General features: G+C 38.6%; 25 protein-coding genes. 20 read left to right on the top strand and 5 right to left on the bottom strand.

Annotation, left to right across the window (positions count from 1 at the left end):
• The first annotated feature begins 167 nt into the window (after positions 1-167).
• From ACFVSH_RS06115 to ACFVSH_RS06025, 19 genes are all read left to right on the top strand, one after another.
• Positions 168-413, top strand: a complete 246-nt coding sequence (locus ACFVSH_RS06115) for a hypothetical protein (protein ID WP_387604621.1) — start codon at positions 168-170, stop codon at positions 411-413.
• A gap of 1190 nt (positions 414-1603) precedes the next feature.
• Positions 1604-2938, top strand: coding sequence for an MFS transporter (locus ACFVSH_RS06110; protein ID WP_387604619.1), 1335 nt, complete (start codon positions 1604-1606; stop codon positions 2936-2938).
• A gap of 98 nt (positions 2939-3036) precedes the next feature.
• A complete protein-coding gene (phnW, locus tag ACFVSH_RS06105; protein WP_387604617.1) occupies positions 3037-4170 on the top strand; it encodes a 2-aminoethylphosphonate--pyruvate transaminase in 1134 nt (377 codons plus the stop codon).
• Between the two features lie 158 nt (positions 4171-4328).
• Positions 4329-5132: a DeoR/GlpR family DNA-binding transcription regulator gene (locus ACFVSH_RS06100; protein ID WP_260287411.1), complete on the top strand. Its 804-nt coding sequence runs from the start codon at positions 4329-4331 to the stop codon at positions 5130-5132.
• 147 nt (positions 5133-5279) lie between these two features.
• Positions 5280-5723: an MgtC/SapB family protein gene (locus ACFVSH_RS06095; protein WP_387705248.1), complete on the top strand. Its 444-nt coding sequence runs from the start codon at positions 5280-5282 to the stop codon at positions 5721-5723.
• 277 nt (positions 5724-6000) lie between these two features.
• Positions 6001-7188, top strand: coding sequence for a saccharopine dehydrogenase family protein (locus ACFVSH_RS06090; protein ID WP_387604613.1), 1188 nt, complete (start codon positions 6001-6003; stop codon positions 7186-7188).
• Positions 7189-7317: 129 nt separating this feature from the next.
• Positions 7318-8127: a phosphonoacetaldehyde hydrolase gene (gene phnX, locus ACFVSH_RS06085; protein ID WP_387705244.1), complete on the top strand. Its 810-nt coding sequence runs from the start codon at positions 7318-7320 to the stop codon at positions 8125-8127.
• Positions 8128-8233: 106 nt separating this feature from the next.
• Entirely contained in the window at positions 8234-8764 is a 531-nt protein-coding gene (locus tag ACFVSH_RS06080) for a BMC domain-containing protein (RefSeq protein ID WP_387604609.1), read from the top strand.
• A complete protein-coding gene (locus ACFVSH_RS06075; RefSeq protein WP_387604642.1) occupies positions 8764-10236 on the top strand; it encodes an acetaldehyde dehydrogenase (acetylating) in 1473 nt (490 codons plus the stop codon). The genes ACFVSH_RS06080 and ACFVSH_RS06075 overlap by 1 nt, the downstream gene beginning before the upstream one ends.
• Before the next feature lie 24 nt (positions 10237-10260).
• Positions 10261-10548, top strand: coding sequence for a BMC domain-containing protein (locus ACFVSH_RS06070; RefSeq protein WP_260287405.1), 288 nt, complete (start codon positions 10261-10263; stop codon positions 10546-10548).
• Positions 10549-10558: 10 nt separating this feature from the next.
• On the top strand, positions 10559-11344 hold the full coding sequence (gene pduL, locus ACFVSH_RS06065; protein WP_387604607.1) for a phosphate propanoyltransferase: 786 nt from the start codon (positions 10559-10561) through the stop codon (positions 11342-11344).
• Positions 11341-12177 (top strand): hypothetical protein, encoded by an 837-nt coding sequence (locus ACFVSH_RS06060; RefSeq protein WP_387705242.1) that lies wholly within the window; start codon positions 11341-11343, stop codon positions 12175-12177. The genes pduL and ACFVSH_RS06060 overlap by 4 nt, the downstream gene beginning before the upstream one ends.
• 1 nt (position 12178) lies before the next feature.
• The gene (locus tag ACFVSH_RS06055) at positions 12179-12445 is read left to right on the top strand and encodes a EutN/CcmL family microcompartment protein (RefSeq protein WP_387705241.1); all 267 of its coding nucleotides are present in this window, start codon (positions 12179-12181) and stop codon (positions 12443-12445) included.
• A gap of 120 nt (positions 12446-12565) precedes the next feature.
• Positions 12566-13276 (top strand): GntR family transcriptional regulator, encoded by a 711-nt coding sequence (locus ACFVSH_RS06050; RefSeq protein ID WP_387604603.1) that lies wholly within the window; start codon positions 12566-12568, stop codon positions 13274-13276.
• A 241-nt stretch (positions 13277-13517) separates the two neighbouring features.
• Positions 13518-14582 (top strand): C45 family autoproteolytic acyltransferase/hydrolase, encoded by a 1065-nt coding sequence (locus ACFVSH_RS06045; RefSeq protein WP_387705239.1) that lies wholly within the window; start codon positions 13518-13520, stop codon positions 14580-14582.
• Between the two features lie 208 nt (positions 14583-14790).
• On the top strand, positions 14791-15081 hold the full coding sequence (locus ACFVSH_RS06040) for a DUF3817 domain-containing protein (RefSeq protein WP_034305497.1): 291 nt from the start codon (positions 14791-14793) through the stop codon (positions 15079-15081).
• 341 nt (positions 15082-15422) lie between these two features.
• Complete coding sequence (locus tag ACFVSH_RS06035) at positions 15423-16190, top strand: ABC transporter ATP-binding protein (protein ID WP_260287394.1); 768 nt, start codon at positions 15423-15425, stop codon at positions 16188-16190.
• Positions 16177-18096: an FtsX-like permease family protein gene (locus ACFVSH_RS06030; protein WP_387705236.1), complete on the top strand. Its 1920-nt coding sequence runs from the start codon at positions 16177-16179 to the stop codon at positions 18094-18096. Before ACFVSH_RS06035 ends, ACFVSH_RS06030 begins: the two co-directional genes overlap by 14 nt.
• Positions 18093-18455 carry a YxeA family protein gene (locus tag ACFVSH_RS06025; protein WP_387705235.1) on the top strand — a complete coding sequence of 121 codons (363 nt, stop codon included), beginning with the start codon at positions 18093-18095 and terminating at the stop codon, positions 18453-18455. The genes ACFVSH_RS06030 and ACFVSH_RS06025 overlap by 4 nt, the downstream gene beginning before the upstream one ends.
• Positions 18456-18514: 59 nt before the next feature.
• On the opposite strand, the gene ACFVSH_RS06020 is transcribed toward ACFVSH_RS06025, so the two are convergent.
• Positions 18515-19915: a sensor histidine kinase gene (locus ACFVSH_RS06020; RefSeq protein WP_387705233.1), complete on the bottom strand. Its 1401-nt coding sequence runs from the start codon at positions 19913-19915 to the stop codon at positions 18515-18517.
• Complete coding sequence (locus tag ACFVSH_RS06015) at positions 19912-20622, bottom strand: response regulator transcription factor (protein WP_387604591.1); 711 nt, start codon at positions 20620-20622, stop codon at positions 19912-19914. Before ACFVSH_RS06015 ends, ACFVSH_RS06020 begins: the two co-directional genes overlap by 4 nt.
• Before the next feature lie 373 nt (positions 20623-20995).
• Here ACFVSH_RS06015 and ACFVSH_RS06010 point away from each other — a divergent pair, with 373 nt between their 5' ends.
• Positions 20996-22171: an MFS transporter gene (locus tag ACFVSH_RS06010; protein ID WP_387604589.1), complete on the top strand. Its 1176-nt coding sequence runs from the start codon at positions 20996-20998 to the stop codon at positions 22169-22171.
• 72 nt (positions 22172-22243) lie between these two features.
• Here ACFVSH_RS06010 and ACFVSH_RS06005 read toward each other — a convergent pair whose 3' ends face one another.
• The 3 genes from ACFVSH_RS06005 to ACFVSH_RS05995 are packed head-to-tail and all read right to left on the bottom strand — an operon-like array spanning position 22244 to position 24523.
• Positions 22244-22981, bottom strand: a complete 738-nt coding sequence (locus ACFVSH_RS06005) for an amino acid ABC transporter ATP-binding protein (protein ID WP_260287888.1) — start codon at positions 22979-22981, stop codon at positions 22244-22246.
• A 29-nt stretch (positions 22982-23010) separates the two neighbouring features.
• The gene (locus ACFVSH_RS06000; RefSeq protein WP_387604640.1) at positions 23011-23715 is read right to left on the bottom strand and encodes an amino acid ABC transporter permease; all 705 of its coding nucleotides are present in this window, start codon (positions 23713-23715) and stop codon (positions 23011-23013) included.
• Positions 23699-24523: an amino acid ABC transporter substrate-binding protein gene (locus ACFVSH_RS05995; protein ID WP_387705231.1), complete on the bottom strand. Its 825-nt coding sequence runs from the start codon at positions 24521-24523 to the stop codon at positions 23699-23701. Before ACFVSH_RS05995 ends, ACFVSH_RS06000 begins: the two co-directional genes overlap by 17 nt.
• Positions 24524-24612 lie beyond the last annotated feature (89 nt).

Genomic DNA, 24612 nt, shown 5'->3' with positions numbered 1-24612 from the left:
GTGCCTAGTTACAGATTATGAGGGAGGTATGGGGTGGTGAGTTGTTTCAAAAATTTTAAAGGCTTATCTTAATTTCAACTTATGATGTAAATAACCAGTTCAAGAAGCAGCAACAGGGGCGGTCCTAGTCCTGTTGATATTTAGCAGAAGATGAAGGTAGTAGAATAGTGAGGATCGAGTTTTGTGGCCCAATGACACCAAAGTTGTCTAAAATAGCTGGAAGCAAGAAAATATATAAGAAAAATGGAGAGAAATTTTCATTCCGCATAACTGAAAAGGATATTAAAAGTAAGTTTAGCTTTAAAGGAATTGACTTTTGTTTTGCGGACAATGATTTTCAAGAATTTGTGGGCTTTGATGTAGTTGATATAAAAAAGTACAATGGGGAATCTTTGAAATTCATTACAGAATGATTTTATAAAACAATAATTTCTGATAGAAAAGTCCTTCCCTTAATAATGTTCTGTTACCACTCATTATCAATAATAATAGTTTTCCACATGGGAAGTATCTGTATCTGGAATCTCTGTATTATAAATTATTCGGGTTTATCCAATAGATCCACTTTCTTAGCTAAATTGAAATTTTTATCACATTCAACTTCCATAGTTTTTACTGGTACAACTGCACTGTTGCAAGAACCTTCACTCCTTTTAGGTGAAATAGTAACTTGATGATCTGATGTCCATCTTTTTTTCAAAAGTCACTAAATCTCGCGAAAATCAAAAACTTTATTCAAATTATTTTCCTGATGAAAAATTATTTGTGAATAATTTACTTTTATATTGCTATAATGAATTTATTTATAATGTTACAAAGTACTAAAATGAATACTTTGATAACTGGAACATTGAAAGTTGTTTTTTAGTTCACCGTGTATCTTAAATCGTTTTGGGTTTCTTATGTTTTCATCATAATAAAAGGCTCTTTTCGTAAAGATTGTTTTTTAGAACAAAACTATTTGACGTTGATTGGAGCGCAAGTGCGAGACTCCTGCGGGAGCAGCGGGACAGGTGAGACCCCACAGGCGTTTACGCCGAGGAGGCTCACCGCCCGCCCCGCGGAAAGCGAGCATCTGGAGGGGAAATCAACCACACCGCTTTACTTGGTAAATAGCAGTGAATTATGCAAAAACAGCCTAATGAAAAAAGCGCTGATATGCTCTTCAGCGCTTTTAACATGCGTCCATTTTCGAACGAAGAGGCTGAGGTTCGCCTCTTAATTTAGGACAAAGTAAATGAAATCTCGTTTTCTGTTATATAAGAACATTCATTGGCTCTTGACTGCCTATGGATTACATAACCCAATGAACAAGGTTCCAATCAATAAGCAGCCACGGCCCGCAACCGCAAAAACGGAAGCAGGAATAAAATGTATTGCGTCTGTAAACGTTCATTTATCTCCTCATAAGTAAAAAGTTATAAATTTTAGTTTTCAACATATATTTCATAAAACAAATAAAAACCAACATAAAAAAACCTTAAAGCCAATTAAATAAAAAAAAATATAGAAAAAATATTCCAAATTGTCAGAAAATGTGATATGTTATTTTACACATTAGAAAACGCTTTCATCTTTGGAATTTAAAAAAAGGGGGGTTTTTATGTCGGTAATAGTTCACTCGAAAAAGGTCAAAAGGAAAGCCTTGGTTGCAAGTTTGATTGGTAGTTCAATAGAATATTATGATTATTTGTTGTATGGTACTGTGGCTTCATTAGTTTTCAACAAACTTTTCTTCCCGAATTTTAGTCCAGCGGTAGGTTTACTGATCGCATTGGCATCTTTTGGGATACCTTACTTCTTTCGTCCGCTTGGAGGTATTATTTTTAGCCACATTGGGGACAAAATTGGGAGGAAAAAGTCATTAGTATATACCCTTGGAATCATGGGTGTGAGTACAGCCCTCATTGGTTTATTACCTGGTTACCAATCCATTGGGGTTTGGGCACCAGTTTTGCTTGTCACTTTAAGGTTGATTCAAGGAATCGCTGTGGGAGGTGAATGGGGAGGAGCAGTCCTTCTGGCAGTAGAATATACAGAGAAAGAAAAACGTGGTTTTGCAGGAAGTATCCCGATGATGGGAGCAGCTGTAGGAATGATCCTTGCCACCGCTACCATATCTCTGGTGAGCTTGTTGCCGGATGCCGCTTTTCTTTCGTGGGGGTGGCGTATACCATTCGTTGGAAGCTTGGCGCTAGTCTTAATCGGTTTATGGATACGGAATGGTTTAGAGGAAACCCCAGATTTTCAAAAGGCAAAAGATGAAGGCAAAGTGTCTAAACTTCCGATTGCCGATACACTAAAATACCATTGGAAAGAAGTACTTTTGATTACAGGTGCAAAAGCCATTGAGACCGCTCCTTTCTATATGTTTGCGACTTTTGGGGTCTCATACGCTACTAATACATTAAAGATGCCGGAAAGTCCGGTATTAAATGCCGTGACGATCGGGACACTAGTTTCTCTCTTTATGATTCCTCTTATTGGTAAATTATCTGACCGGATTGGAAGAAAAGGTATATTTGTAAGTGGGACGTTGGGGGTAATTATCTTCTCAATACCATACTTCCTTTTGCTCTCCAAGAAATCAGTGCTTTTGCTAACAGTTGCGGTAATGATCGGATATGCTCTTTGGTCTATCATTACTTCCGTTATGGGCACGTTATTCTCTGAAATGTTTAAAGCAGAGATCCGTTATACAGGAATTTCTGTAGGCTATCAACTAGGTGCGGCCCTTTTCGGAGGTACAGCACCATTAATTGCTACTTGGCTTATAGCAAAGTTTAATGGTTCGTGGCTTCCTGCTGCAATCTACCTCATGTTACTTGGTGTTTTATCACTAATTTGTGTAGTCTTACTGAAAACGATGAGCGAACGTGAAAATAGTGCATCCACAAAAAACCAACCTTATTTAGCGGACAAAATAGTTAAGAATTGAAGTATGTCTGTTTTTTGTATATGTTAGTTGATTATTTATAGATCCAAACAAATAGGAAATTAACAAAAGTAAAAAAACTTTAAAAAGGTGGAATTAAAATGAATGTTAAAGATATTACAAACAATCCTTATTTATTACTAACCCCTGGTCCATTAACTACAACTGAAACGGTTAAATTAGCAATGATGAAGGATTGGTGTACTTGGGATGATGACTATAATAATATTGTTCAAGATATCAGGAAGACGATTGTACAACTAGCAACTAATACAAAGGATAAGTACTCAGCTGTCTTGATGCAGGGAAGTGGGACTTTTAGTGTGGAATCTGTAATTGGAACCGTGATTCCAAAAAGCGGGAAATTACTGGTGCTAGCCAACGGGGCATATGGTAATAGGATAGCAAAAATATCGGGTATCCTTGGAATTAATACGGTTGTATTAGATAGTGGGGAGGTTAATCATCCAGACCTGAATGAGTTAAATAAAACATTGGGGAATGATCAAGATATAACTCATGTTGCCATTGTTCATTGTGAAACTACAACCGGTATGCTAAACCCTATTGAAAAAGTAAGTGAAATTGTCAAAAAACATAACAAGATTTTTATTGTAGACGCGATGAGCAGCTTCGGTGGCATTGAAATGGATATAGATACATTGAACATTGATTTTCTCATTAGCAGTGCAAATAAGTGTATCGAGGGCGTACCTGGTTTTGGTTTTGCCATCGTCAAAATTGAAGAGTTTGCAAAATGCAAGTCAAACGCAAGGTCTCTATCACTGGATCTTTATGATCAATGGAAAACGATGGAAAATAATAATGGTAAGTGGCGATTCACTTCACCGACCCATGTAGTTCGGGCATTTGCACAAGCATTAAAAGAATTAGCTGAAGAAGGTGGAATAAAGAGAAGAGCAGAAAGATATAGAAATAACCAAAGGATCCTTGTGGAAGGAATGAAAAAGCTTAATTTCGAACCGTTGCTTCCCGATGAATTACAGTCTCCATTTATTACGCCTTTCTATTATCCGCAAGACAAGGAATTTGAGTTTACTGAATTTTACAAAAAATTAAAAGAAAAGGGATTTGTGATCTATCCAGGAAAAGTCACCAATTTAAATACGTTTAGAATTGGTAACATCGGAAATGTACATCAAAGCGATATGGAAGCTTTATTACTTGCGATTGAGCAAAGCAGCTATTGGCAGAAACCTGCATTTAATAACTAAGTCTTTCCTTAGAATGCTTGTATCTTCCATCATTGTTTCTTATACTTTTTTTTATAGATTGGATTTATTTTTAACGGATATTGGAAATCTCGGTTAGAATAGTAATTTAATCAAACTTATGAAACAATGATGGAAATACTAATTTTGGGGTGAAAGTCTTGTCATTAGCTGGAGAAGAAAGAAAGAGAAAAATTCTAGAATTATTAGAGGTTAGCGGAAAAGTTACGGTTAAGGATCTATCGGGCATATTAAAGGTTTCAACTGAAACCATTCGGAAATACTTAGATGAATTACATCAGGAAGAAAAGCTAAAAAAAGTCTATGGTGGGGCTATTGAAAATTCATTTTTTAATGGGGAGCCTTCCACTGATGAAAGAGAGGTCATACATTCTGATGAAAAAAGAAGAATCGGAGAAATAGCAGTTAATCTTATTAATGACAACGATGTAATAGCCATTGATGATGGGAGCACACCATTGCAATTGGCAAAAAATCTGCGGAAAAAGAAAAACTTGACTATTTATACCACTTCTATTAATTCCCTCTCTGTTCTCATTGATTTAAACCATCAAAATATTTTTTCAGGAAAAATTATCATGTTAGGTGGAGAGATCAACACTTCTCATCATAGAGTATCTGGGCCTTTCACATTGCAGATGCTGGATGGACTCTACATTGACAAGTTTTTTATATCGGCAGATGGTCTTTCTATAAAAAGTGGTATAACCAGCTATGACTTTTCAAAAGGTATGGTAGCAAAGAAACTAATCGCGCAATCAGAAAAGTCGATATTATTAATTGATCATTCCAAGGTAGGAAAACGGACCCATTATAAAATGGCGGATCTTCAAGATATAAGTATGGTGATATCCGACAGACAACATCCAAGTGATTGGGAAACACCACTGAGAGAAAACAATGTAAAATGGTTGGTTGCAGACACTACAATAGATGAAAAATAATAACAAAAAAACCTCTCAGTAATATAGGCAAATTTTTTGCCTATGAAGGGGGATCAGCAAATGGAGTATTTAGTTGTATTTTACTAAGAACATTTTTTGCAAAATATAGAAATTTATTTAAGGCTAGTAATCAGTGCCCTGCTAGGAATGTTTATCGGCTGGGATAGGAGTGCAAAAAACAAACCAGCTGGATTAAAAACATTTACTTATGTTTCTGTATCTTGCACTTTAATCACTCTTGTTTCAATTTACAGTGTTGACGTTTTCAGTCATTCAAATATAAATGTTAGAATGGATCCTATGAGGCTTTCTGCACAAATTGTTTCTGGCCTGGGTTTTTTAGGGGCTGGTCTTATTTTAAAAGACGGACTTAGGGTACAAGGGTTAACATCTGCCGCTATGGTGTTTTTTGCTGGAGGTGTAGGTATTGGAATTGGTGCTGGCTTTTATGGGCTTGTATGTGCGGCTGTTTTCATTACTTTCATTTTAACAAAAATTAGTAACAACATTGAACATCGACAAGCAAAATCACAAGAAAAGAAAGGAATGCACCATAGAATACCAAGTCGTAAGGATGTACAAGAAGGATAAAATAATAATGTTAAAAAGTTATATAAAATAGAAAGCCAGTTCTTGAGATTAGAGAACTTGGCTTTTTATTTATTTACCCTTTTATTTTGGTGTTCCACATAGCTGCTTGAAAAGATCTTTATCATTTAGAAATAAATAAAGGAAAAAACAAGGTGAAAATAAAAAAACAAATTAAAACAAATAAAAAACAAGTAAAAACAGGACAAAACAATATCTATATGGTAAACTTTAAGTAACTCGTAATTGAGTGAATATTTCAAAAAAAGGGGTGTTGCTAATGAAAGTGTTCTGTTTAGGCGGTGCTGGAAGAATCTGTAGAGAAGCTGTTCTTGATCTAGTCGAGTACTCCGAATTTGATGAAATTACAATTGGTGATTTCAATGAAGCATTAGGGAAAGAATTAGTTAACGAACTAAACGACCCTCGTGTGAACTTCGTGAAAGTAAATGTAATGAATCATGATGAAACAGTTGAACAGATGAGGGGCTACGATATAGTAATGGATGGCACTACCATCACATTAAATGGTATTTCTACGGCATGTATTGCAGAAGCGGGATGTCATGGAATCAATCTAAATGGATTTGGTGCAGAAGATGAATTTTCGGGAATTTTCAAAATCAACAACAGAACTGCAGTTCCAGGCTTTGGGATGACGCCAGGTGTAACTCAAATGATGGCCATGCACGCTGCCAATCAATTGGAAGAAGTTGAATCTATTAGAGTAAGCCACGGGTCTTTTAGGCCTATCGCCTTCTCAAAATCAATTACAGAAACAACTACTTATGAGTACGATCCTGACCTTCCTGGAAGAATCGTTTTTGAAAAAGGTGAGTTTGTGCAAGTTGCTCCATTTGCAAGGCCCAGAAATATCAAACTGCCTGAGCCGTATGGTGAAACCGTTCAATATATTATTCCTCATTCTGAAACACGCACATTAGCTAAAGCGCTTTCATGTAAGGGCGTACAACTAATCGAAGTCAGGGGCACTTGGCCTAAACAAAATATGCAGTTCGTTCGTTCGCTATATGACTACGGAATCATTGCAAACCCAAAAGTGGTGGTGAATGAAAAAGAAATAGGGCTTATGGATATTATTGGTGATTACTTGCTTCAGTCAAAAGCAGGCCAAGAAACTGAATTATACGGGTATTCTCTCCATGTTGAAGTAGTCGGGATAAAAGATGGTGTTAAAAAGCGTCATGTTTTATACCATACTCACCCCTCTAGTGATGGATCCGTTAAGGGATGGGAAATGCTAAGAGCTTATACTCGAAATGTAGGAATCCCAATGGCGATAGCTACTGAGATTATAGCTAAAGGCTTGGTGGAAAAAACAGGGGTGTTAATTCCAGAAGAAGCATTTGAACCGACAATGATTTTTGATGAACTAAAGAAAAGAGGCATTCATGTTCATGAACAAATTGAAGTTGTTGATGTGGGTGTAGAAGAAACTACCGTATAGAGCCAATTTTTATAAGATAGAAAAATAGAGATATAGGAACCACATCTTTTAATAATAATGACAATAAAACTCCCATTCACTTAAATAGGAGAAATACCAATGATGTTGTCGAAGAAGGAGGTTGGCGTTTTGAATAATCATTCTCCCCAAATTGAGGCGGTTATTTTTGACTGGGCAGGAACAACTGTTGATTATGGTTGCTTTGCACCACTAGAAGTGTTCAAAGAGGTATTTAGAAAAAGAGGAATAGAAGTGTTAGATGAGGAAGCACGAGCACCAATGGGCCTCTTAAAGTGGGATCATATTCGAAAAATGTGCGATATGGACCGAATCGCAGAATTATGGAAAAGTAAGTATGGTAATCTGCCTGAAGATAAAGATGTTGATGCTCTATATGCAGATTTTGAACCTATGCTGTTTTCGATACTCCCTAACTATTGTAATCCAATACCGGGTGCTATTGAATTAGTTGAACGTCTAAGAAGAAAAGGGATAAAGATTGGTTCTACCACTGGATATACAGCTGAAATGATGGAAGTTGTTGCGGCAGGAGCGAAAAAAAGGGGTTACGCTCCAGATTTGCTAGTAACTCCGGATGATGTGCCTGCTGGTCGGCCGTTTCCGTGGATGATTTATCAAAATGCCATGAATTTAGGTGTCTATCCTATGAAGCATTTTATTAAAGTAGGAGATACAGTGAGTGATATTAAAGAAGGTATTAACTCGGGTTCTTGGAGTGTAGGCATATTAAGAGGTAGCAGTGAATTAGGGTTGAAGGAAGAAGAAGTGAATGCTCTAGATCCAGAAATTTTAGCGGAAAAACTGGAAGTAGTGGCGGAAAGATTTAAAAAAGCTGGTGCTCATTATGTTATTGATAGTATCGGGGACTTAGATCAATTAATTCCAAAAATTAATTTGCGCCTAGCTAATGGCGATTAAATAAATAAGGTTCGCTCCTTCTACAAAAGGTAAAATATTCTTTCAACCAATATGAGGAGTATTCCTATAATCGGGATTCAAAGAGGCGGAGAGGTGAAAATGATTGGTGAAAAATGCCTACGCATTAGGTCTGGTCGAAACTATTGGCTTTCCCGCAATGATTGCTGCTGCAGATGCCGCTTCGAAGGCAGCTGATGTAAAAATCACTACCTATCAAGGGGCAGATGCAGGGATTGTTACTATTTATATAGTGGGTGATGTTTCTTCCGTACAATCGGCTGTTATTGTAGGAGAAGAAGCGGCTAGAAAAGTCGGAATATTCCGTTATTCGCGTGTTTTGGCGCGACCGGATGATCATGTTATCAAAATGCTCTTTCCAAAGCTTGAAGAAGAAAAAAAGGCTGTCAAAAGTGAAAAAGCAATCCAGCGAGTTGAACAGCCAGGTACCATAGCTATTGGTGAAAAAGTCGCTGAAAATGTAAAAGAACTTCATAAAAAGAGCACCCAAGAGTTAAGAAAGCTTGCCAATTCTCTAAGTGGCTTCCCTCTATCTCCCCAAGAAATTACAACTGCGAAAAAAGAGGAATTAATAAAATATATAAATGCACTTCAGAATGGGAAAGGTGGGGATAAATGATGATGTTGGATAAAGATCTTGAATCGATTCAAGAAGCAAGACAGCTTCTTGAACAAGCAAAGTTAGCACAGCAAAAAATGGAAAAAATGACTCAAGACCAAGTTGATCGAATTGTTCAGAGTATGGCTCAAGCTGCTACAAAGGAAGCTGGAAGGCTTGCAGCGATGGCTGTTGATGAAACGGGGTATGGAAGGGTAGAGGATAAGCGGACAAAAAATCTATTTTCCGCAAGAGATATATTTGAATCAATGAAAGATAAAAAGACAGTAGGGATCATTTCTCGTAATGAAGAAAAACAAGTGTGGGAAGTAGCTGAACCGGTGGGCGTAATAGCGGGGATTGTCCCGTCCACTAACCCTACTTCAACAGCCATCTTTAAAGCACTGATCTCATTAAAGTCCAGAAATGCCATCGTTTTTAGTCCACATCCAGCTGCTGCAAAATGTACAAATGAAACGGTGAGAATTTTGCAAGAGGCTGCAGAGGAAGCGAATGCACCAAAAGGAATCATTTCAAGCATTACAAATCCGACACTTCCTTCGGCACATGAGTTAATTAATCATAAGTTAACCGATCTTATTTTAGCTACTGGTGGTACAGAAATGGTTAAGGCTGCTTACAGTTCAGGTAAACCTGCATATGGGGTAGGACCTGGAAATGTTCCAGTTTTTATTCATTCCAGTGCAAATGTAGAAAAAGCCGTTAAACAAATCGTGCAAAGTAAAACATTTGATTATGGGACCATCTGTGCATCTGAACAAGCGATCATTGTAGAAAAAAGTATAAAAAGAAAAGTGAAAAAAGAGTTGGAAAATGAAGGGGCATATTTCCTGGATGATTATGAAAAGAAAAAAATAGAGGAAATCATCATGGTCAACGGGAGGTTAAATCCTGGAATAGTGGGCAAATCCCCACAAACATTAGCCAATATGGCAGGGATTTTCCTTTCAGATGGGATTAAGGTATTGATTGCAGAAGAAACGAATATCGGAAAGTCTTATCCTTTTTCAGTAGAAAAGTTATCTCCAATTTTAGCTTATTATACTGTTGAGGATTGGCAGGAAGCCAGTCATGTTTGTAATGAATTGCTTAAAGTAGGCGGACTTGGGCATACGCTTGGGATTCATTCTGAAGACAAACGAATTATTGAAAAGATAGGGTTGGAACAAAAAGTATCTCGAGTTGTAGTCAATTCCGGAACAACATTTGGTGGAATTGGTGCTACGACAGGGATTACGCCATCCATGACACTTGGTTGTGGAACATATGGAAATAATGTATCGTCGGACAACATCGGTCCAGAGCATTTGTTGAATATAAAACGAATTGCTTTTGGAGTTCGTGAAATGTCCAATGAACAAGAATCAGGCAATGTTCATGCTCGAAATGAGGCAACAGGTAGTGAGAAAACAATTTCAAGATCGGAAGTTATGGATATCGTGAAAAGTGTCCTGCAAGAACTTAAAATATAACTTATAAATAGGGAGGCATAAACAATGAGCGTAGAAATGGGAGCATTAGGAATGATCGAAACAAAAGGGTTAGTAGGTGCAATAGAGGCCGCTGATGCCATGTCAAAAGCTGCAAATGTAAAATTAATTGGTAAAGTACATGCTGGTGGAGGCCTAGTAACAGTCATGGTGCGGGGGGATGTTGGAGCGGTTAAAGCATCTGTAGACGCAGGAGCCGCAGCAGCTGAAAATATAGGAGAACTGATTTCCGTTCATGTCATTCCACGTCCTCATTCAGATATTGAACTTATTCTTCCGAAGTTGGAAGGATAAACAATAACTTATGGCAATTATAACGGAATCCAAATTAAGACGGATGTTGAAAACCGGGATTCCAAATCCATATCCTATTGGGGACGATAGACTAACTCCTGCGGCGGCTGATTTCTTAAGAGACAGAAGAATTGTCATTGGAAATATGGACCCTATTAAACATTCCTCGTCGTCAAATGAAGGGGAAATGCATAATTTAATGATTCCTGTGGGTGTTTCAAATAGGCATATTCATTTATCATCACACGATGTCGAAATACTGTTTGGAAATAATTATGAACTAACTCCTATACGAGAATTGTCACAACCAGGACAATTTGCTGCAAAGGAACAAGTCACTTTACTGGGGCCAAAAGGGATGATCCAAAAAGTCCGAATCCTTGGTCCGGTAAGGGAAGATACTCAAGTAGAAATATCTAAAACGGATGGATTTCAATTGGGGATCCATCCGCCCATACGGTTATCAGGTTCAATCGATGATACGCCAGGCTTGACGCTAATTGGACCAAAAGGCTGTGTAGCTCTCCATAAAGGAGTGATTATAGCAAAGAGTCATGTGCATATGTCACCTGAGAATGCTCAACAGTTTGACGTTAAGCATGGAGATGGTTTACTTCTTCAATCAATAGGCGAGCGCTCTATAATTTTCTTGGATGTTATCGTTCGAGTAGCTCCGAGATACAAACTGGATTTCCACGTTGATCTAGATGAAGGAAATGCAGCAGGTTTGAAAACAGGTGATTATTTAAAAGTGGTTGGGAAAAATGGAGAATTCCTGTCGCAAAAAGGGAGGTGAGGAGAATCGAAATTCGTTCAATGGTAGAATCGGTTGTTCGGGAAGTTTTACAATCTATTCAAGTGCAGAAGGAAAAAGAAAATAACGGAAAAGTTTTATTTGTCTTTTGTGATAGCTCGGCACATGAGCCATTTACAGATCAGTTTATTAAATTGAAAAATGCAAATATAGCTTTTGATACTTTATTTTTAGATGGTGAAACATCATCTTGGATAGGCATGCAACAGGTTGAATCGAGCGGGGCAAGGAAGGTGATTGCCGCTGATGAATATGCTCCATCGGCAATGGAGCTCCCAAAAGGGTATGATGGGATCATTATTCCTGAAATTGATTTGGATAATGCGGCAAGGGTTGCTACTGGATTAAAAGGATCAATTAAGTCAGAAATCATTTTCTCGGCGAGCTTGTTGCAAAAATTCATATTAGTCGGCGAAGATGTACCAGGGATTAAACGATCGGATCGTAGTTGTTTAAAAGCCATCTCTTTACCAGCTCCATATCGTAAACGGTTTGAAGAGTATATGAAGCAAATGACGGAGCTTGGCATAACGTTTTCACCGCAAAAGGATTTAGCTGATGTAATCATTAATAAACTTTGTAAAGAGCTAGAAGTGAATGGCCAAAATAAACAAGAGCCATTGGAAGAAAATCACTCTAAAGGTGATCATTTGTCCTACACCAAAAAGTTACTTACGACTGAATGGTTTGAATCAAAGTCCTATAGCCCGAATGATACCATTTACCTTCAGAAGGGGACCATCATTTCTCCTTTGGCAAAGGATTTGATTAAAGCTAATAAACTAAATGTCCTGTTTGTTAAAAAGGATGTATAAGATGCTTTTAGGAAAAGTTATAGGAAGTGTTTGGACAACTCACAAAGAAAAAGGAATGGAACATGTTAAATTATTGATTGTTCAGCCGTTAAATTCGTTGAAGGAATCAGTGGGGAATATTGTTATTGCCATGGATCGAATTGGAGCAGGTGTCGGTGAAACGGTTATTATCACACAAGGCTTACCTGCACAAAAGTTGACGAATGAAAAAAATTCTCCAATCGATGCAGCGATTATTGGCATAGTTGACTCCTTTGAAGTTAAGTAGTCAAGTCATGTTTCAATCCAGTTACTTCTAATACTTTAGGAAATAGAATAAAGCTTCCTTTGTCAAACGATGAAGGGAGCTTTTTGTTCACTAAAAGATCGGCTGTTTGGAGGGAACTTTATGGAGTTAGACTTTGAAAATCCAATCCCATTACACGCTCAATTAAAAACCATTTTAGAAGATCAGATTTTAGAAGGTTATTATAAGGATAAAATCCCAAGTGAAAGGGAACTCATGGACATGTATTCTGTCAGCAGGAGCACTGTACGGGAAGCTGTTTCCATCCTGGTTCGTGGAGGGATATTGGAAAAAAGGCATGGAAAGGGAACGTTCGTCTCCCTAAAACCTGTACAGGAATGGCTTCAGATGATAAGTTTCACGGAAACCACTAAAAGCATGAGGATTAAATTACTTGATCATGGCCGTGTATTGACCCCTGAAAATATTGCAGAGGCAAATGGTTTTGAAGATGAATCTTACCATATTAAAAGGCTGCGGTTACAGGGGGATGTCCCCATAGCAATCGAAAAGCATTATTATTCTTTGGAACTAGGAAAAGAATTGACGAAATTCAATTTAAGTACAACAGTATTGTATGATGCGCTTGAAGGGAATCTAAACATTAACTTTAATGAAGCGGAACAAATTATTACATGCGGCTTTCCATCTAAAGAAGATGCGGAACATTTAGGTTTGAACGAAATGATGTGCGTGTTGATTACAGAACGAATGATTTTTGATTCCAAGGGTAATTTGGTCGAATACTATAAAGGTTTATTCCGATCGGATATGCACTCATTTGCTATGAAGCTGAACCGAAAAAACAACTAATTTTATATGTACCAATCCCCATTTTTTGCCCCCTGGATATCAAGTTTTCATTCGTGAGTCAATTAATGCTGTTATCATCGTAATTGATAAAATTTCCAGTCTTTTGGATATACCAGGCACAAAATATGAGCCGATCTTAGGGGAGATGTTTCATGAAATTAAATGCTTATATTCTTTATTTTCAACAATACTTCAAGTATCCTTAATTTGAATAGCAACTACTGTAAATGAGGGATATGCCGTGAAGCAAATATATAGTGATGTCATACAATTTCGGGGTACACATTATGAGTTTGGATACATGCAAGGGGAGGAATTAAGAGATTCACTAACGGTAAAAAATCGTGAAGATCAGTGGAAGATCAGGCAGCCGCGGTTTACGGTTGAGGAAGAAGAGGTCAAGAAAGCAATTATACAATTCTCTCCTGGAGTTTGGGAAGAATTACTGGGGTTGCAGGAAGCGTTGAAATGGCCAATTGACCGCGTGCTGCAAGAATTCGGTGGATACCGATTGGATTATGTTCGGTCGGGCTGCTCCATCATGACTGGCGATGATTATCTCATTCGCAATTATGATTACCACCCAAAGACATATGAAGGACGCTATGTTTTATTCCAGCCAACCGATCAAGGGTATGCAAGCATCGGCCCGAGTCAGCGAGGGACTGGCCGGATGGATGGAATGAATGAAAAAGGTGTGGTGATAGGCTATAATTTCATGAATCGCAAGAATCCTGGTGATGGTTTCATTTGCTGCATGATTGGCAGATTGATTGTTGAATCTTGTGCAAACGTACAGGAAGCGGTCGAGATGTTGAAGGAAATCCCGCATCGTCATTCCTTCACTTACGTCGTCTATGATAAAAGCGGAAGTACCTATATCGTTGAAACCTCTCCAAGAAATGTAGAGGTGCGCACGTCAAATGCCTGTACCAATCACTTTGAAATCATGAAACAAGAAAATCGTCACCATCTTATCGATTCGAAACGCCGATTGGAGATCATCCAAGATCATGAAGGGAGACTTTCATCTGCCTACGATGCTTTCAGGTTGTTTAATGATACCAATCAAGGTGTCTTCTCGGATTTATATAGCAGCTGGGCGGGAACTATTCATACTTCCGCTTATTTACCTAAGGAGATGAAAGCTTGGATTGCCTTGGGAGGGAACCAGGAGCCGACTTCAATAGATTTTGCGAAATGGCTAGAAGGGGAAAATGTTGAGCTAGAACGAATCAGAGGTGTGGTTGATACGGATATTCCCTTCGTGCATATGGATGAGGGAGCGAATTGGTTTCGGGATTGAGCGTATTGAAGTGGAATTGAACTTACTTTCTTAAAAGGCCCAATCCTTGGATTGGGCTTCTATTGTTGTTCTATTTTAAGGAAAAACTGGTACTACTTATTAGTGGGTGTCACAGTATATAATATGATAGAGTAACAGATTTTGGATTAGAGATAAGAAGTTGAAGTTTGTTTATTTGCCGTACTTGTACAAATAAGGGGATGTGCGAATGTTTTCTACAGCTATTGGATGGTTTCGGTTTATAACAATAATTGAGGGAATCTCATATGTTTTATTGCTTGCCATTGGCATGCCCATTAAGTACATATTGGATATTGGGGAAGCAACACTCATTTTAGGCAGCATCCATGGTTTCTTATTTGTCGTGTTTGGGCTCTTATTACTTTATGTGAGCATCATATCAAAATGGTCCTTTTTAAAAATGGCGATGATTTTCATCGTTTCATTCATCCCATTTGGGAATTTTGTAATCGACCGCAGGCTATTGAAGCAAAGTTAAATGATAAAGAACCATGCCCTAATACTTTTACTTTTGAAAAATCCATAAAAAAACGTCTTTCTATTTGGCTCTTTTCGTAAAGATTGTTGTTTTTAAAACGAAACGATTTAAGGTTGATTGGAGCGCAAGTGCAAGACTCCCGCGGAAAGCGAGCATCTGGAGGGGAAATCAACCACACCGCATTACTTGTTAAATCGCAACAAAGTATGCGAAAACAGCCTTCTATTTAAATGGAAGGCGTTTTTTTTATGGATTTAAGCTTGCTGTAAGGTTGGGACAAAGATGCTGTAAGAATGAGCATGTAAAGTATGAGTATCAACAATATTGAAGAGGTGAAACAAATGGAACCATTATTAAAAGTGGAAAATATAAAAAAAACATATGGTAAATCAAGCGCTGCCTACACAGCGTTGGAAAATATATCTTTTGACATTCATGAAGGGGAGTTTGTTGGGATCATGGGACCTTCTGGAGCGGGGAAATCGACGTTGCTCAATATGTTGGCAACCATTGATTCGCCGACTGAAGGGAAAATTTTCATGAATGACACGAGCATTCACGATATGAAAGGGACAGACTTAACGGATTTCAGACGTGATAATCTTGGTTTCATCTTCCAGGATTACAATTTGCTCGACTCATTGACTGTGAAGGAAAATATATTATTACCACTGGCTATTGCGAAAGTTCCAGCGAAAGAAATTACTAACTTGGTGAATCGTATTGCTAAAGTATTTGGGATTGAAGCTTTATTAGCTAAATACCCTTACCAAATCTCCGGTGGGCAAAAGCAAAGAACGGCTGCTGCAAGAGCGCTTGTGACAGAGCCTGCATTGATCCTGGCTGATGAGCCAACAGGCGCACTTGATTCAAAATCAGCAACAGGCCTTCTGGAAAGCTTAAGTGAACTAAATGAAAAAAATAATTCGACCATCATGTTGGTGACACATGATGCATATGCCGCAAGCTTCTGCCGGCGGATCATTTTCATCAAAGATGGAACGCTTTCTACAGAAATTTATCGTCGTGGCCAATCACGTAAAGCTTTCTTCCAAGAAATTATGGATGTCCTTGCAACAATTGGAGGTGAGGTAGATGACGTTATTTAGTCTGGCGAGGAAAAATATTGCCCGGAACCTCTCCCAATATTTTATATATATCGCATCCATGGTATTTAGCATTATCATCTACTTCACATTTGTAACATTAAAATATAGCGATACAGTTGCAGAACAAACGGCTTCATCACAGAAATTAGATTCATTGATGAGTGGTGCGGCAGTCATCCTGATTTTCTTCGTTGCCATTTTTATTGCCTATTCCAATTCATTCTTTATGAAAAGGCGTAAAAAAGAAGTGGCATTATATGCAATGCTTGGCGTACGTAATCGTCAGATTGGTTTTATGCTTTTCTTTGAAAACCTATTGCTAGGTTTGGTTTCATTGGTTGTGGGGATTTTACTTGGATTTCTTTGTTCAAAAGGGTTCATGACGATTTTGATCTATTTAATGGGCTATGATGTCATGGCACCATTTACATTTTCGGGATCTGCAGCTTTGAACACCTCTATCGTATTTCTTATGATTTTCTTGGTGACATCATTCCAGGGCTATCGTTTGATCTATCAATTTAAACTAATTGATCTCTTCCATGCATCGAAAAAGGGGGAAGCTGCACCGAAGCCATCGATGATTGTAGCCTTTCTGGGAATTTTCCTGATTGTCATGGGCTATTGGTTGGCGATGCAAGATATTTTTACTTCTAAAGTATGGGAAAAGGTCGGCTTTTTAATGACAGCACTCATTATTTTGACAACGGTTATTGCCGGTACGTTTTTATTGTTTCATAGCGTGACGGGCTTTGTTTTGACCTTGATTAAGAAAAATGAAAAATGGCTATGGAAAGGCCTGCATCTGATGACGATTTCGCAACTGCTATATCGCATACGGGGGAATGCACGTACATTGACTGTAATTGCGGTGTTAAGTGCTACAACGGTAACGGCTGGCGGTGCGGTTTATGGTCTTTATTATAACGCGAATGACCAAGTTATGACCGTTGATCCGAATACCTTCATGTATCAGCAAACGGATGCAAAAAGCGATCATCAAGTCAGCACAGTATTGCCAAATACAAAGTATGATGAAAATGTCGAAGCACTATCTGTCACATTTAATACGAAAGAATTAAATAATGGATCGGCATTCGATAGCTCGGATAAAAGGGTTTACACGCTAATCGATGAAAGAACATATAACAAATTAGCAGAAGTGCAAGGCAAGGAAGCACTGCATGTGAATAATGAAAAAGCAGTCATTTTAGATATTGGATATGACAAAAGATTCTCACCTGAATACAAGGACAAGACCATCAGGACAGAAAACAACACGGCAATCACATTCCAAAGCTTTAAAACACAAACCGTTTTAAATGCCGGAACAGCAGGCATTGCAGTGGTCGTATCGAATGAGCAGTTTAAATTACTGCAAAAAGAAGGGGAAGCGCTAAAATATCGTGTCATCGGTGTTGATCAAGCTTCCACGGATTTATCGGAAAAAATTGCAACACAAGTGCCAGAAGAAGCGCTATTTTCCAGTGCCCCTCAAGATTTCCAAACAAGCATCGAAAGTGTCGGCTCATTGCTCTTTATCGGAAGTTTTCTTGGTCTGGTTTTTTTAGCAGCAACAGGCAGTATCATTTACTTTAAAGTTCTAACGGAAGCAGAGGAAGATAAAGCACAATACAATATGCTTCATAAATTGGGCGTTAACGCAAAAGAAATGCGGAAATCCATTGCATCACAAGTGCTTGTAATCTTTTTCGTTCCACTGGCAGTGGGGTTATTACACAGTGCGGTTGCTTTAAAAGCCTTCTCGGGCTTATTGATGATGAATCTAGCAAAACCTGTGATGATCTGGATGGTCGCTTATACGGTTATTTACGGTATGTATTATATCTTAACGGCAGCTTCCTACAATCGTATTATCATACAAAATAATAAAACAGAAGGATGATCGAAGTGAAGAAATTTCTTATGGTAGTTGGCATTATGTTTATACTTGGAGCCGCAGGAGTCATCGCGCTTACTAAAATCGACTTCAACCGCATGAATGCGGACAATTATTATTTGCAAATTACAGAGGATGGGGTACAACATGAAACCAAACTGGATGATGGTTCGGTGATGACGTACTATTCTTATAAACTTGACGCTAAAAATGCAGATGGTGAAACGATTCAGCTTGAATTCACGGCACAAAAAAATCTTCGAAAAGATGCTTACTTAAAGATGTACGTGAAAAATGGTGATGAAGTTTCGTCATATGATGAAGTGAAATTCGAAGACATTCCAAAAAAGGCACAAACAGAATAAATAGGAAAGAAGGGCTGCCTTGAAGTTGAGGACAGCCCTTTTCTCTGCATGAAAAATACTTATAAAAGTATCGTGATCGTGGTTCCTTTATTTTCAATGCTAGTCAAATCTATTTTACCTTTATGAGCCAGGATGATGTCCCTTGCAATGGCCATTCCTAAACCGGTCCCATGTGTACTTGCAGTATTCGTACCTCGATAGTAGCGTTCAAAAACCTGTTCTAAATCTTTGGAGGGAATACCGCGGCCATTATCGGCAATGGTAATTTGGGTATGCAGTTCTGATTGTGGACCAATATCATCAATTTGTATTTTAACAACGACATTTTCCTCGTTATGTACGAGTGCGTTATAGATAAGGTTAAAAATCGCCCGTTTCAGTAATTTTTTATCCACTTTATGTGTTGCTTTGTCCACATTTGCCACGAACTCAACCTGTTGATCTCCAAATTGTGAATCATTTAAAAGCTCGATCGTCATTTCTCTTATGAACCCAACGATATCAACATCTTCAAATTGCAAAGGAAGTCGTTGGTTGCGCAAACGCATCGTTAAATTCAGATCATCCAATAAATCTTTCATATAAAAAGACTGTCTATTAATAATGGATGTAAACTCATACAATTCCTGTGGAGTTAATGCAGTGGCGTTATCTTTCATCAATTCTGTATAACCATGGATGGAAGCAAGTGGTGTCTTCATGTCATGAGAAATATTGCTAATCCATTCCTCACGCATTTGGTCTAGTTGATCACGTTCTTTCTCATACTGATCCAACTTCACCGATAGTTCATTCATATTGTGAAATACATCTTCATAAACGCCTTTTGGAATGCTCATTTTTTTAAAGCGCCGCTCCCGAAGCTGCTGAATTCCTTCTATTAATATGTTCAGCGGACTCGTTAATTTTTTTCCAAATAAGAATCCAATGACTAATGCAATGATGATATCCACGATTAAAAATATTACTAGCAAGATGTTAAAGTTCTTAAAAACCTTTTCATAATCATAGGTTATTACATAGCGGCCAATTTTCTGTTCCTTAACTCCTACAAAATAGCTGAAATTATGGGCTTCACCGACAAAAACAGTCGTCTCTGCATCAATTTCCTTATACTTATACATTTGGACGATTTCAACGGGAGAATATACGGTTTGCAATTTTTGAGGTGTATAAAAGGCTGCAACTTGTTCACCCTCATCATTCAAAAATTGTATCCAGGCGTTATTGTTCCGCAGTTTTTCCAACCCTTCTTCATTTACGATCGGTTTGTTATCTATTAGTTCCACATATTGTGAAAATGTTCTGCTAAAGTTTTCAGCAGAAACTTCTTTCGCTTCGAAATTATGCATGGCTCGATAAATGAGAAGGGATAAAAGTAAAATGGTATTTACGATCCCTACGATTACAACAATTGTCACAACGGATCCTAAAAAGCGCCGTGTCAATTTCCACTTCATTTTGTTTCACCCTTGGTTTGTAATTTATAACCAAGCCCTTTAACGGTTATTAAAAAAGAAGGCTTTGAAGGGTCATTCTCGATTTTTTCGCGTAAACGACGAATATGTACCATTACTGTATTATCAGAGCCAAAGAAATCATCGCCCCACACATGTTCAAATAAAGTTTCCTTGCTCAAAATCTGATTCGGGTGATGCATAAAACAGCTCATCAGTCCGATTTCTTTAGCTGTGAGCTCAAGCGTTTTGCCATCCTTTTTCACTTCATTTTCATTTGCACTAAGCTCAAATGGACCAACTTGCCGTTTTTTCGGAACGGCCTTTTCCTCTGAAAAGCCCGCACGCCTCAGATGCGCCTTTACTCGATATGCCACTTCTTTCGGACTGAATGGTTTGGTAATATAATCATCCCCGCCAATCGCCAACCCTAGAAGCTTATCAATTTCCTCATCCTTTGCCGACAAAAATAAAATGGGTACATTCGACACTTCACGAATTTGCTTGCATAAATCATAGCCTTCACCATCAGGCAGCATAATATCAAGCAAAACCAGTGATGGATCGAACTCCTGAAACTTTGCCCACCCATCCGCAATCGTCCCCGCCGTAACAATATTCGGGATACCTTCTTTATGTAAAACTGTCTCCATGAGACGTGCCAAATCTTCTTCATCGTCAATAATTAAAATCCACTGATCATTCGACATTCTGCTACCTCCCAAACATCAATCATACCCTACAGTATAGAGTACCCTTAAAGAAAAAATAAGGGGAGGAAAAATATTTAACGAACTCATTCATTATTTTCACGAAACAAAGTGGAAAAAACGTAAGTGCCATTACCTGAAATTCACTGTGAATTTCAGGATTCTGATGCCTGTCTTTATTTGGTTAAGGCAGTTTCGGAAAGAAGAGCATACTTCATACTGATTTGGTAAAGGTTGTATGATAAACTGTTTAAAGTATTGTCAGGAAGATTATGCTGAGTAATATGATTAAGGAATTCGTTGCTGTTCTTTTGACCCAAACCTTTATATATAAGTATGCAGCGAATGTGGAAGAATAAAAGGAGAAAAAATAATGGAAACAAAAAAGGTGTTACCCGTTCTTTTTTTAGTGATGTTTTTAGTCATGGTCGGATTTGGGATCATCATTCCCGTCATTCCGTTCCTTGCCGAAAAGGTTGGTGGCAGTCCTGCTGAGCTTGGTCTTTTAATGGCTGTTTATTCATTAATGCAATTATTTTTTGCCCCGATGTGGGGACGTATATCTGACCGGATAGGACGGAAGCCTGTCATGATTATCGGGATTGCTGGATTGGCCCTTTCGTTTTTCATCATGGCCTCGGCAGATTCCTTATGGATATTATTTGTAGCCAGAATCATTGGCGGGATATTGTCATCGGCAAACATGCCAACCGCCATGGCGTATGTGGCTGATATTACGACGCCGGAAGATCGGGGAAAAGGGATGGGAATAATCGGGGCCGCTACAGGGCTTGGATTCATCTTTGGACCTGCGATTGGCGGGGTATTCTCCAAATCAAGTTTGAACTTACCGTTCTACATTGCAGGAATATCATCTTTGATTACTTTATTCTTAGTGATTGCAATACTAAAGGAATCACATACGGTTGAAAAGAGGGCCCAACAGTCAATTAATAAAGAGTCCATGTGGAAAGCTTTTAAAGGACCACTTAAAACCATGTTCTTTCTGCAAATGATCGTCACCCTTTCAATGGCAGGACTTGAAACGACTTTTGCCTATTTTGCAGCCAAAAAGGCTGATATAAGTCTTGTACAATTAGGCTATATCTTTATGATCATGGGGTTTGGCAGTGCGATCGTTCAAGGTGGATTGGTGGGTAGGATGACAAAGAAATATGGGGAAGGCGCGGTTATCCGAATGGGAATCATCCTGTCGGCAATTGGTTTCATTCTCATCCTGTTCTCTTCTGGTTTTTGGACATCGGCGATCTTCCTGACTATATTCGGATTGGGTAATGGGTTCATCCGGCCGGCAATTTCGGCACTGCTGACCAAAAGTTCCATGACCGGCCATGGCAGTGTCACTGGCCTGCTATCTTCCTTCGACTCGTTCGGCAGGATTGCGGGTCCCCCGATAGGCGGTTGGTTATTTTCAATTTCGATTGAATTACCTTTTATATCCGGCGCAATCCTTTCCGTTTTTGCTTTGCTTCTTTTTCAGTTATACCATGCACGGAAACAGACTGAGCAGGTCCAAGTATCTCATTAGTTTAATGATATGCAAAACCCCCATTTCCAAAAATGGGGGGAGTCGTGAGCGGTGCTTGAATAGCACCGTTTTTTATTGAATCATATTGAGGAATTTACGTGTACGCGCTTCTTTAGGATTTGTGAAAATTTGCTCGGGTGTTCCCCGCTCCATAATTTTTCCTTCATCCATGAAAATGACTTCGTCGGCGACTTCACGGGCGAAACGCATTTCATGGGTAACCACGATCATTGTCATTCCTTCTTCTTTCGCCAGGTCTTTCATGACCTGTAGCACGTCTCCGACTAGTTCGGGGTCTAAAGCGGACGTGGGTTCATCGAATAGCATGACTTTAGGCTCCATAGCCAGGGCCCTAGCAATTCCGACTCGTTGCTGCTGTCCGCCGGACAATTGAAATGGATAAAAATCGATTTTTTCACCTAAGCCCACTTTTGTAAGCAAGGCAGCTGCCGTTTCTTTCGCTTGATGTTTGGCTATATTTTTTACAATGATGGGGCCTTCCATTACATTTTCCAATGCTGTTTTATGGGGGAAGAGGTTATAGCTTTGGAAAACCATCCCTGTCAAACTGCGAAAAGATGTAATTGAATTTTTTTTAACGGGTTTTTTGAAGTCCATTACGGTTTCATCGATTTCAATCGTCCCGTCCGTGGGTACTTCAAGGAGATTCAAACACCGAAGAAAGGTTGTTTTACCTGAACCCGAAGGACCGATCAATACAATGACTTTACCTTGCTCCACTTCCAAATCGATGCCCTTTAATACGTCAAGGTCACCAAATGATTTATGAAGATTCTTAATGTTGATCATTTTAAAATCTCCTTTAACTACTGCGGTTCTTATTTTGCTACATAACGATTAAGTCTGTCCTCTAAACTTCCTTGAATGAAAGATAGAATGGTACACAAAATCCAATATAAAGCAGCTGCTTCCATGTAAAGTAGTAGAAATTCATAGTTTTTTGCAGCGATTTCCTGGGCTTTACGGAATAATTCCGTTACAAGAATGAGTGATGCAAGCGATGTATCTTTTAAAAGGCTAATGAACGTATTGGATAATGGGGGAATGGATACCCGGGCCGCTTGCGGCAAAATGATGCGCTTTAAAGCTTGGGTATATGTCATTCCGATTGAATAGCCTGCTTCCCATTGCCCTTTTGGTATCGATAAAATGGCTGCTCGTATAATTTCCGAAGCATATGCTCCTACATTTAAAGAGAATCCTATAATAGCCGATATGAAAGGATCGATGGTTACACCTAAATTTGGAAGTCCATAGAAAATAATAAATAATTGCACAAGTAAAGGTGTCCCGCGGATGATTGACACATATACACGCGCAATTATTTGAAGAATTCTCATGGAAGATAATCTAGCCAATGCTGTGAGTACAGCTAGAATAAGGCCGAGAACGAATGTGATCAATGTTAGTGGAATCGTATATTGAATAGCTCCCTCTATCATTGGATAGAGGGAGGTTTGAGCGATGGAAACAAACTGGTTCATACGCTCGGGGTCGGTGAAAATATTACTTAGGAGAAACATCTTCACCAAACCATTTATCCGAGATTTTCGCGTACGTGCCGTCGTCTTTCATTGCTTTAAGTGCTTTATTTACTTCTTCCACTAATTTGCCGCTGTCTTTTCTGAACATTAAACCACTGGTGACTCCGCTTTCTTCCTCATCAGCGACTTTGATAGGTGCATCAGGATGTTGCTTTTTATAATCAAGGTACGATAATTTGTCATTGATCGTGGCATCTACACGTTTAGAGCCAATAAGCTGTACGGCTTGAGAAAATCCTTCAATGCCTGTAACTTCAGCACCATGTGATTTGGCTAGATCATTGTAATTACTCGTTAAAGATTGTGCAGAGGTCTTGCCTTTCAAATCATCGAATGATTTAATATCCGAATTATCTTTGTGTACAAGCAATACAGCCCTTGATTGAATATATGGGTCAGAGAAATCATATTTCTTTTGACGGTCTTCATTGATGCCCACTTGGTTTGCGATCATATCAAAACGTTTAGCATCCAAGCCTGCAAACATGCCGTCCCATTGTGTTTCCTTGAATTCAGCTTTCACACCAAGGCGTTTTGCCACTTCTTTAGCAATTTCAACATCAAACCCCGTTAGTTTATCTGAATCATCGTGGAATGTGAAAGGAGGGTATGTACCTTCAGTTCCAACAGTTAATACGCCATCTTTTTTGACTTTATCATATAGACTTTCTTGTGATGAAGATTTATTGTCGGTATCGTTTGCCTCATTTTTGGTATTGGTACCACAAGCGGTAAGTACGACCGTGAAAGCTAACAATAGCGATAAAAGTGTAACCATTTTTTTCATTTCGGTAAACCTCCTAGTAATCTGATAGGGATTGATACTCTGTGATACTATACAAGAAAAGGAAAAAAGTCAATGAAAATAACTTACAT

This window comes from Peribacillus sp. NPDC058002 (genome assembly GCF_042886655.1).
Classification (GTDB): domain Bacteria; phylum Bacillota; class Bacilli; order Bacillales; family DSM-1321; genus Peribacillus; species Peribacillus aracenensis.
The sequence above is the reverse complement of the archived record's forward strand: the minus strand, read 5'-3'. Positions and strand labels throughout refer to the sequence as shown.

What these genes read in the sequence shown, in the direction of transcription:
- ACFVSH_RS06110 (WP_387604619.1), top strand. Translation starts at nt 1,604, where the DNA reads ATGTCGGTAATAGTTCACTCGAAAAAGGTCAAAAGGAAAGCCTTGGTT.
- phnW (WP_387604617.1), top strand. Translation starts at nt 3,037, where the DNA reads ATGAATGTTAAAGATATTACAAACAATCCTTATTTATTACTAACCCCT.
- ACFVSH_RS06095 (WP_387705248.1), top strand. Translation starts at nt 5,280, where the DNA reads ATGTTTATCGGCTGGGATAGGAGTGCAAAAAACAAACCAGCTGGATTA.
- ACFVSH_RS06090 (WP_387604613.1), top strand. Translation starts at nt 6,001, where the DNA reads ATGAAAGTGTTCTGTTTAGGCGGTGCTGGAAGAATCTGTAGAGAAGCT.
- ACFVSH_RS06075 (WP_387604642.1), top strand. Translation starts at nt 8,764, where the DNA reads ATGATGTTGGATAAAGATCTTGAATCGATTCAAGAAGCAAGACAGCTT.
- ACFVSH_RS06070 (WP_260287405.1), top strand. Translation starts at nt 10,261, where the DNA reads ATGAGCGTAGAAATGGGAGCATTAGGAATGATCGAAACAAAAGGGTTA.
- pduL (WP_387604607.1), top strand. Translation starts at nt 10,559, where the DNA reads ATGGCAATTATAACGGAATCCAAATTAAGACGGATGTTGAAAACCGGG.
- ACFVSH_RS06055 (WP_387705241.1), top strand. Translation starts at nt 12,179, where the DNA reads ATGCTTTTAGGAAAAGTTATAGGAAGTGTTTGGACAACTCACAAAGAA.
- ACFVSH_RS06050 (WP_387604603.1), top strand. Translation starts at nt 12,566, where the DNA reads ATGGAGTTAGACTTTGAAAATCCAATCCCATTACACGCTCAATTAAAA.
- ACFVSH_RS06040 (WP_034305497.1), top strand. Translation starts at nt 14,791, where the DNA reads ATGTTTTCTACAGCTATTGGATGGTTTCGGTTTATAACAATAATTGAG.
- ACFVSH_RS06035 (WP_260287394.1), top strand. Translation starts at nt 15,423, where the DNA reads ATGGAACCATTATTAAAAGTGGAAAATATAAAAAAAACATATGGTAAA.
- ACFVSH_RS06030 (WP_387705236.1), top strand. Translation starts at nt 16,177, where the DNA reads ATGACGTTATTTAGTCTGGCGAGGAAAAATATTGCCCGGAACCTCTCC.
- ACFVSH_RS06025 (WP_387705235.1), top strand. Translation starts at nt 18,093, where the DNA reads ATGATCGAAGTGAAGAAATTTCTTATGGTAGTTGGCATTATGTTTATA.
- ACFVSH_RS06020 (WP_387705233.1), bottom strand. Translation starts at nt 19,915, where the DNA reads ATGAAGTGGAAATTGACACGGCGCTTTTTAGGATCCGTTGTGACAATT.
- ACFVSH_RS06015 (WP_387604591.1), bottom strand. Translation starts at nt 20,622, where the DNA reads ATGTCGAATGATCAGTGGATTTTAATTATTGACGATGAAGAAGATTTG.
- ACFVSH_RS06010 (WP_387604589.1), top strand. Translation starts at nt 20,996, where the DNA reads ATGGAAACAAAAAAGGTGTTACCCGTTCTTTTTTTAGTGATGTTTTTA.
- ACFVSH_RS06005 (WP_260287888.1), bottom strand. Translation starts at nt 22,981, where the DNA reads ATGATCAACATTAAGAATCTTCATAAATCATTTGGTGACCTTGACGTA.
- ACFVSH_RS06000 (WP_387604640.1), bottom strand. Translation starts at nt 23,715, where the DNA reads ATGTTTCTCCTAAGTAATATTTTCACCGACCCCGAGCGTATGAACCAG.
- ACFVSH_RS05995 (WP_387705231.1), bottom strand. Translation starts at nt 24,523, where the DNA reads ATGAAAAAAATGGTTACACTTTTATCGCTATTGTTAGCTTTCACGGTC.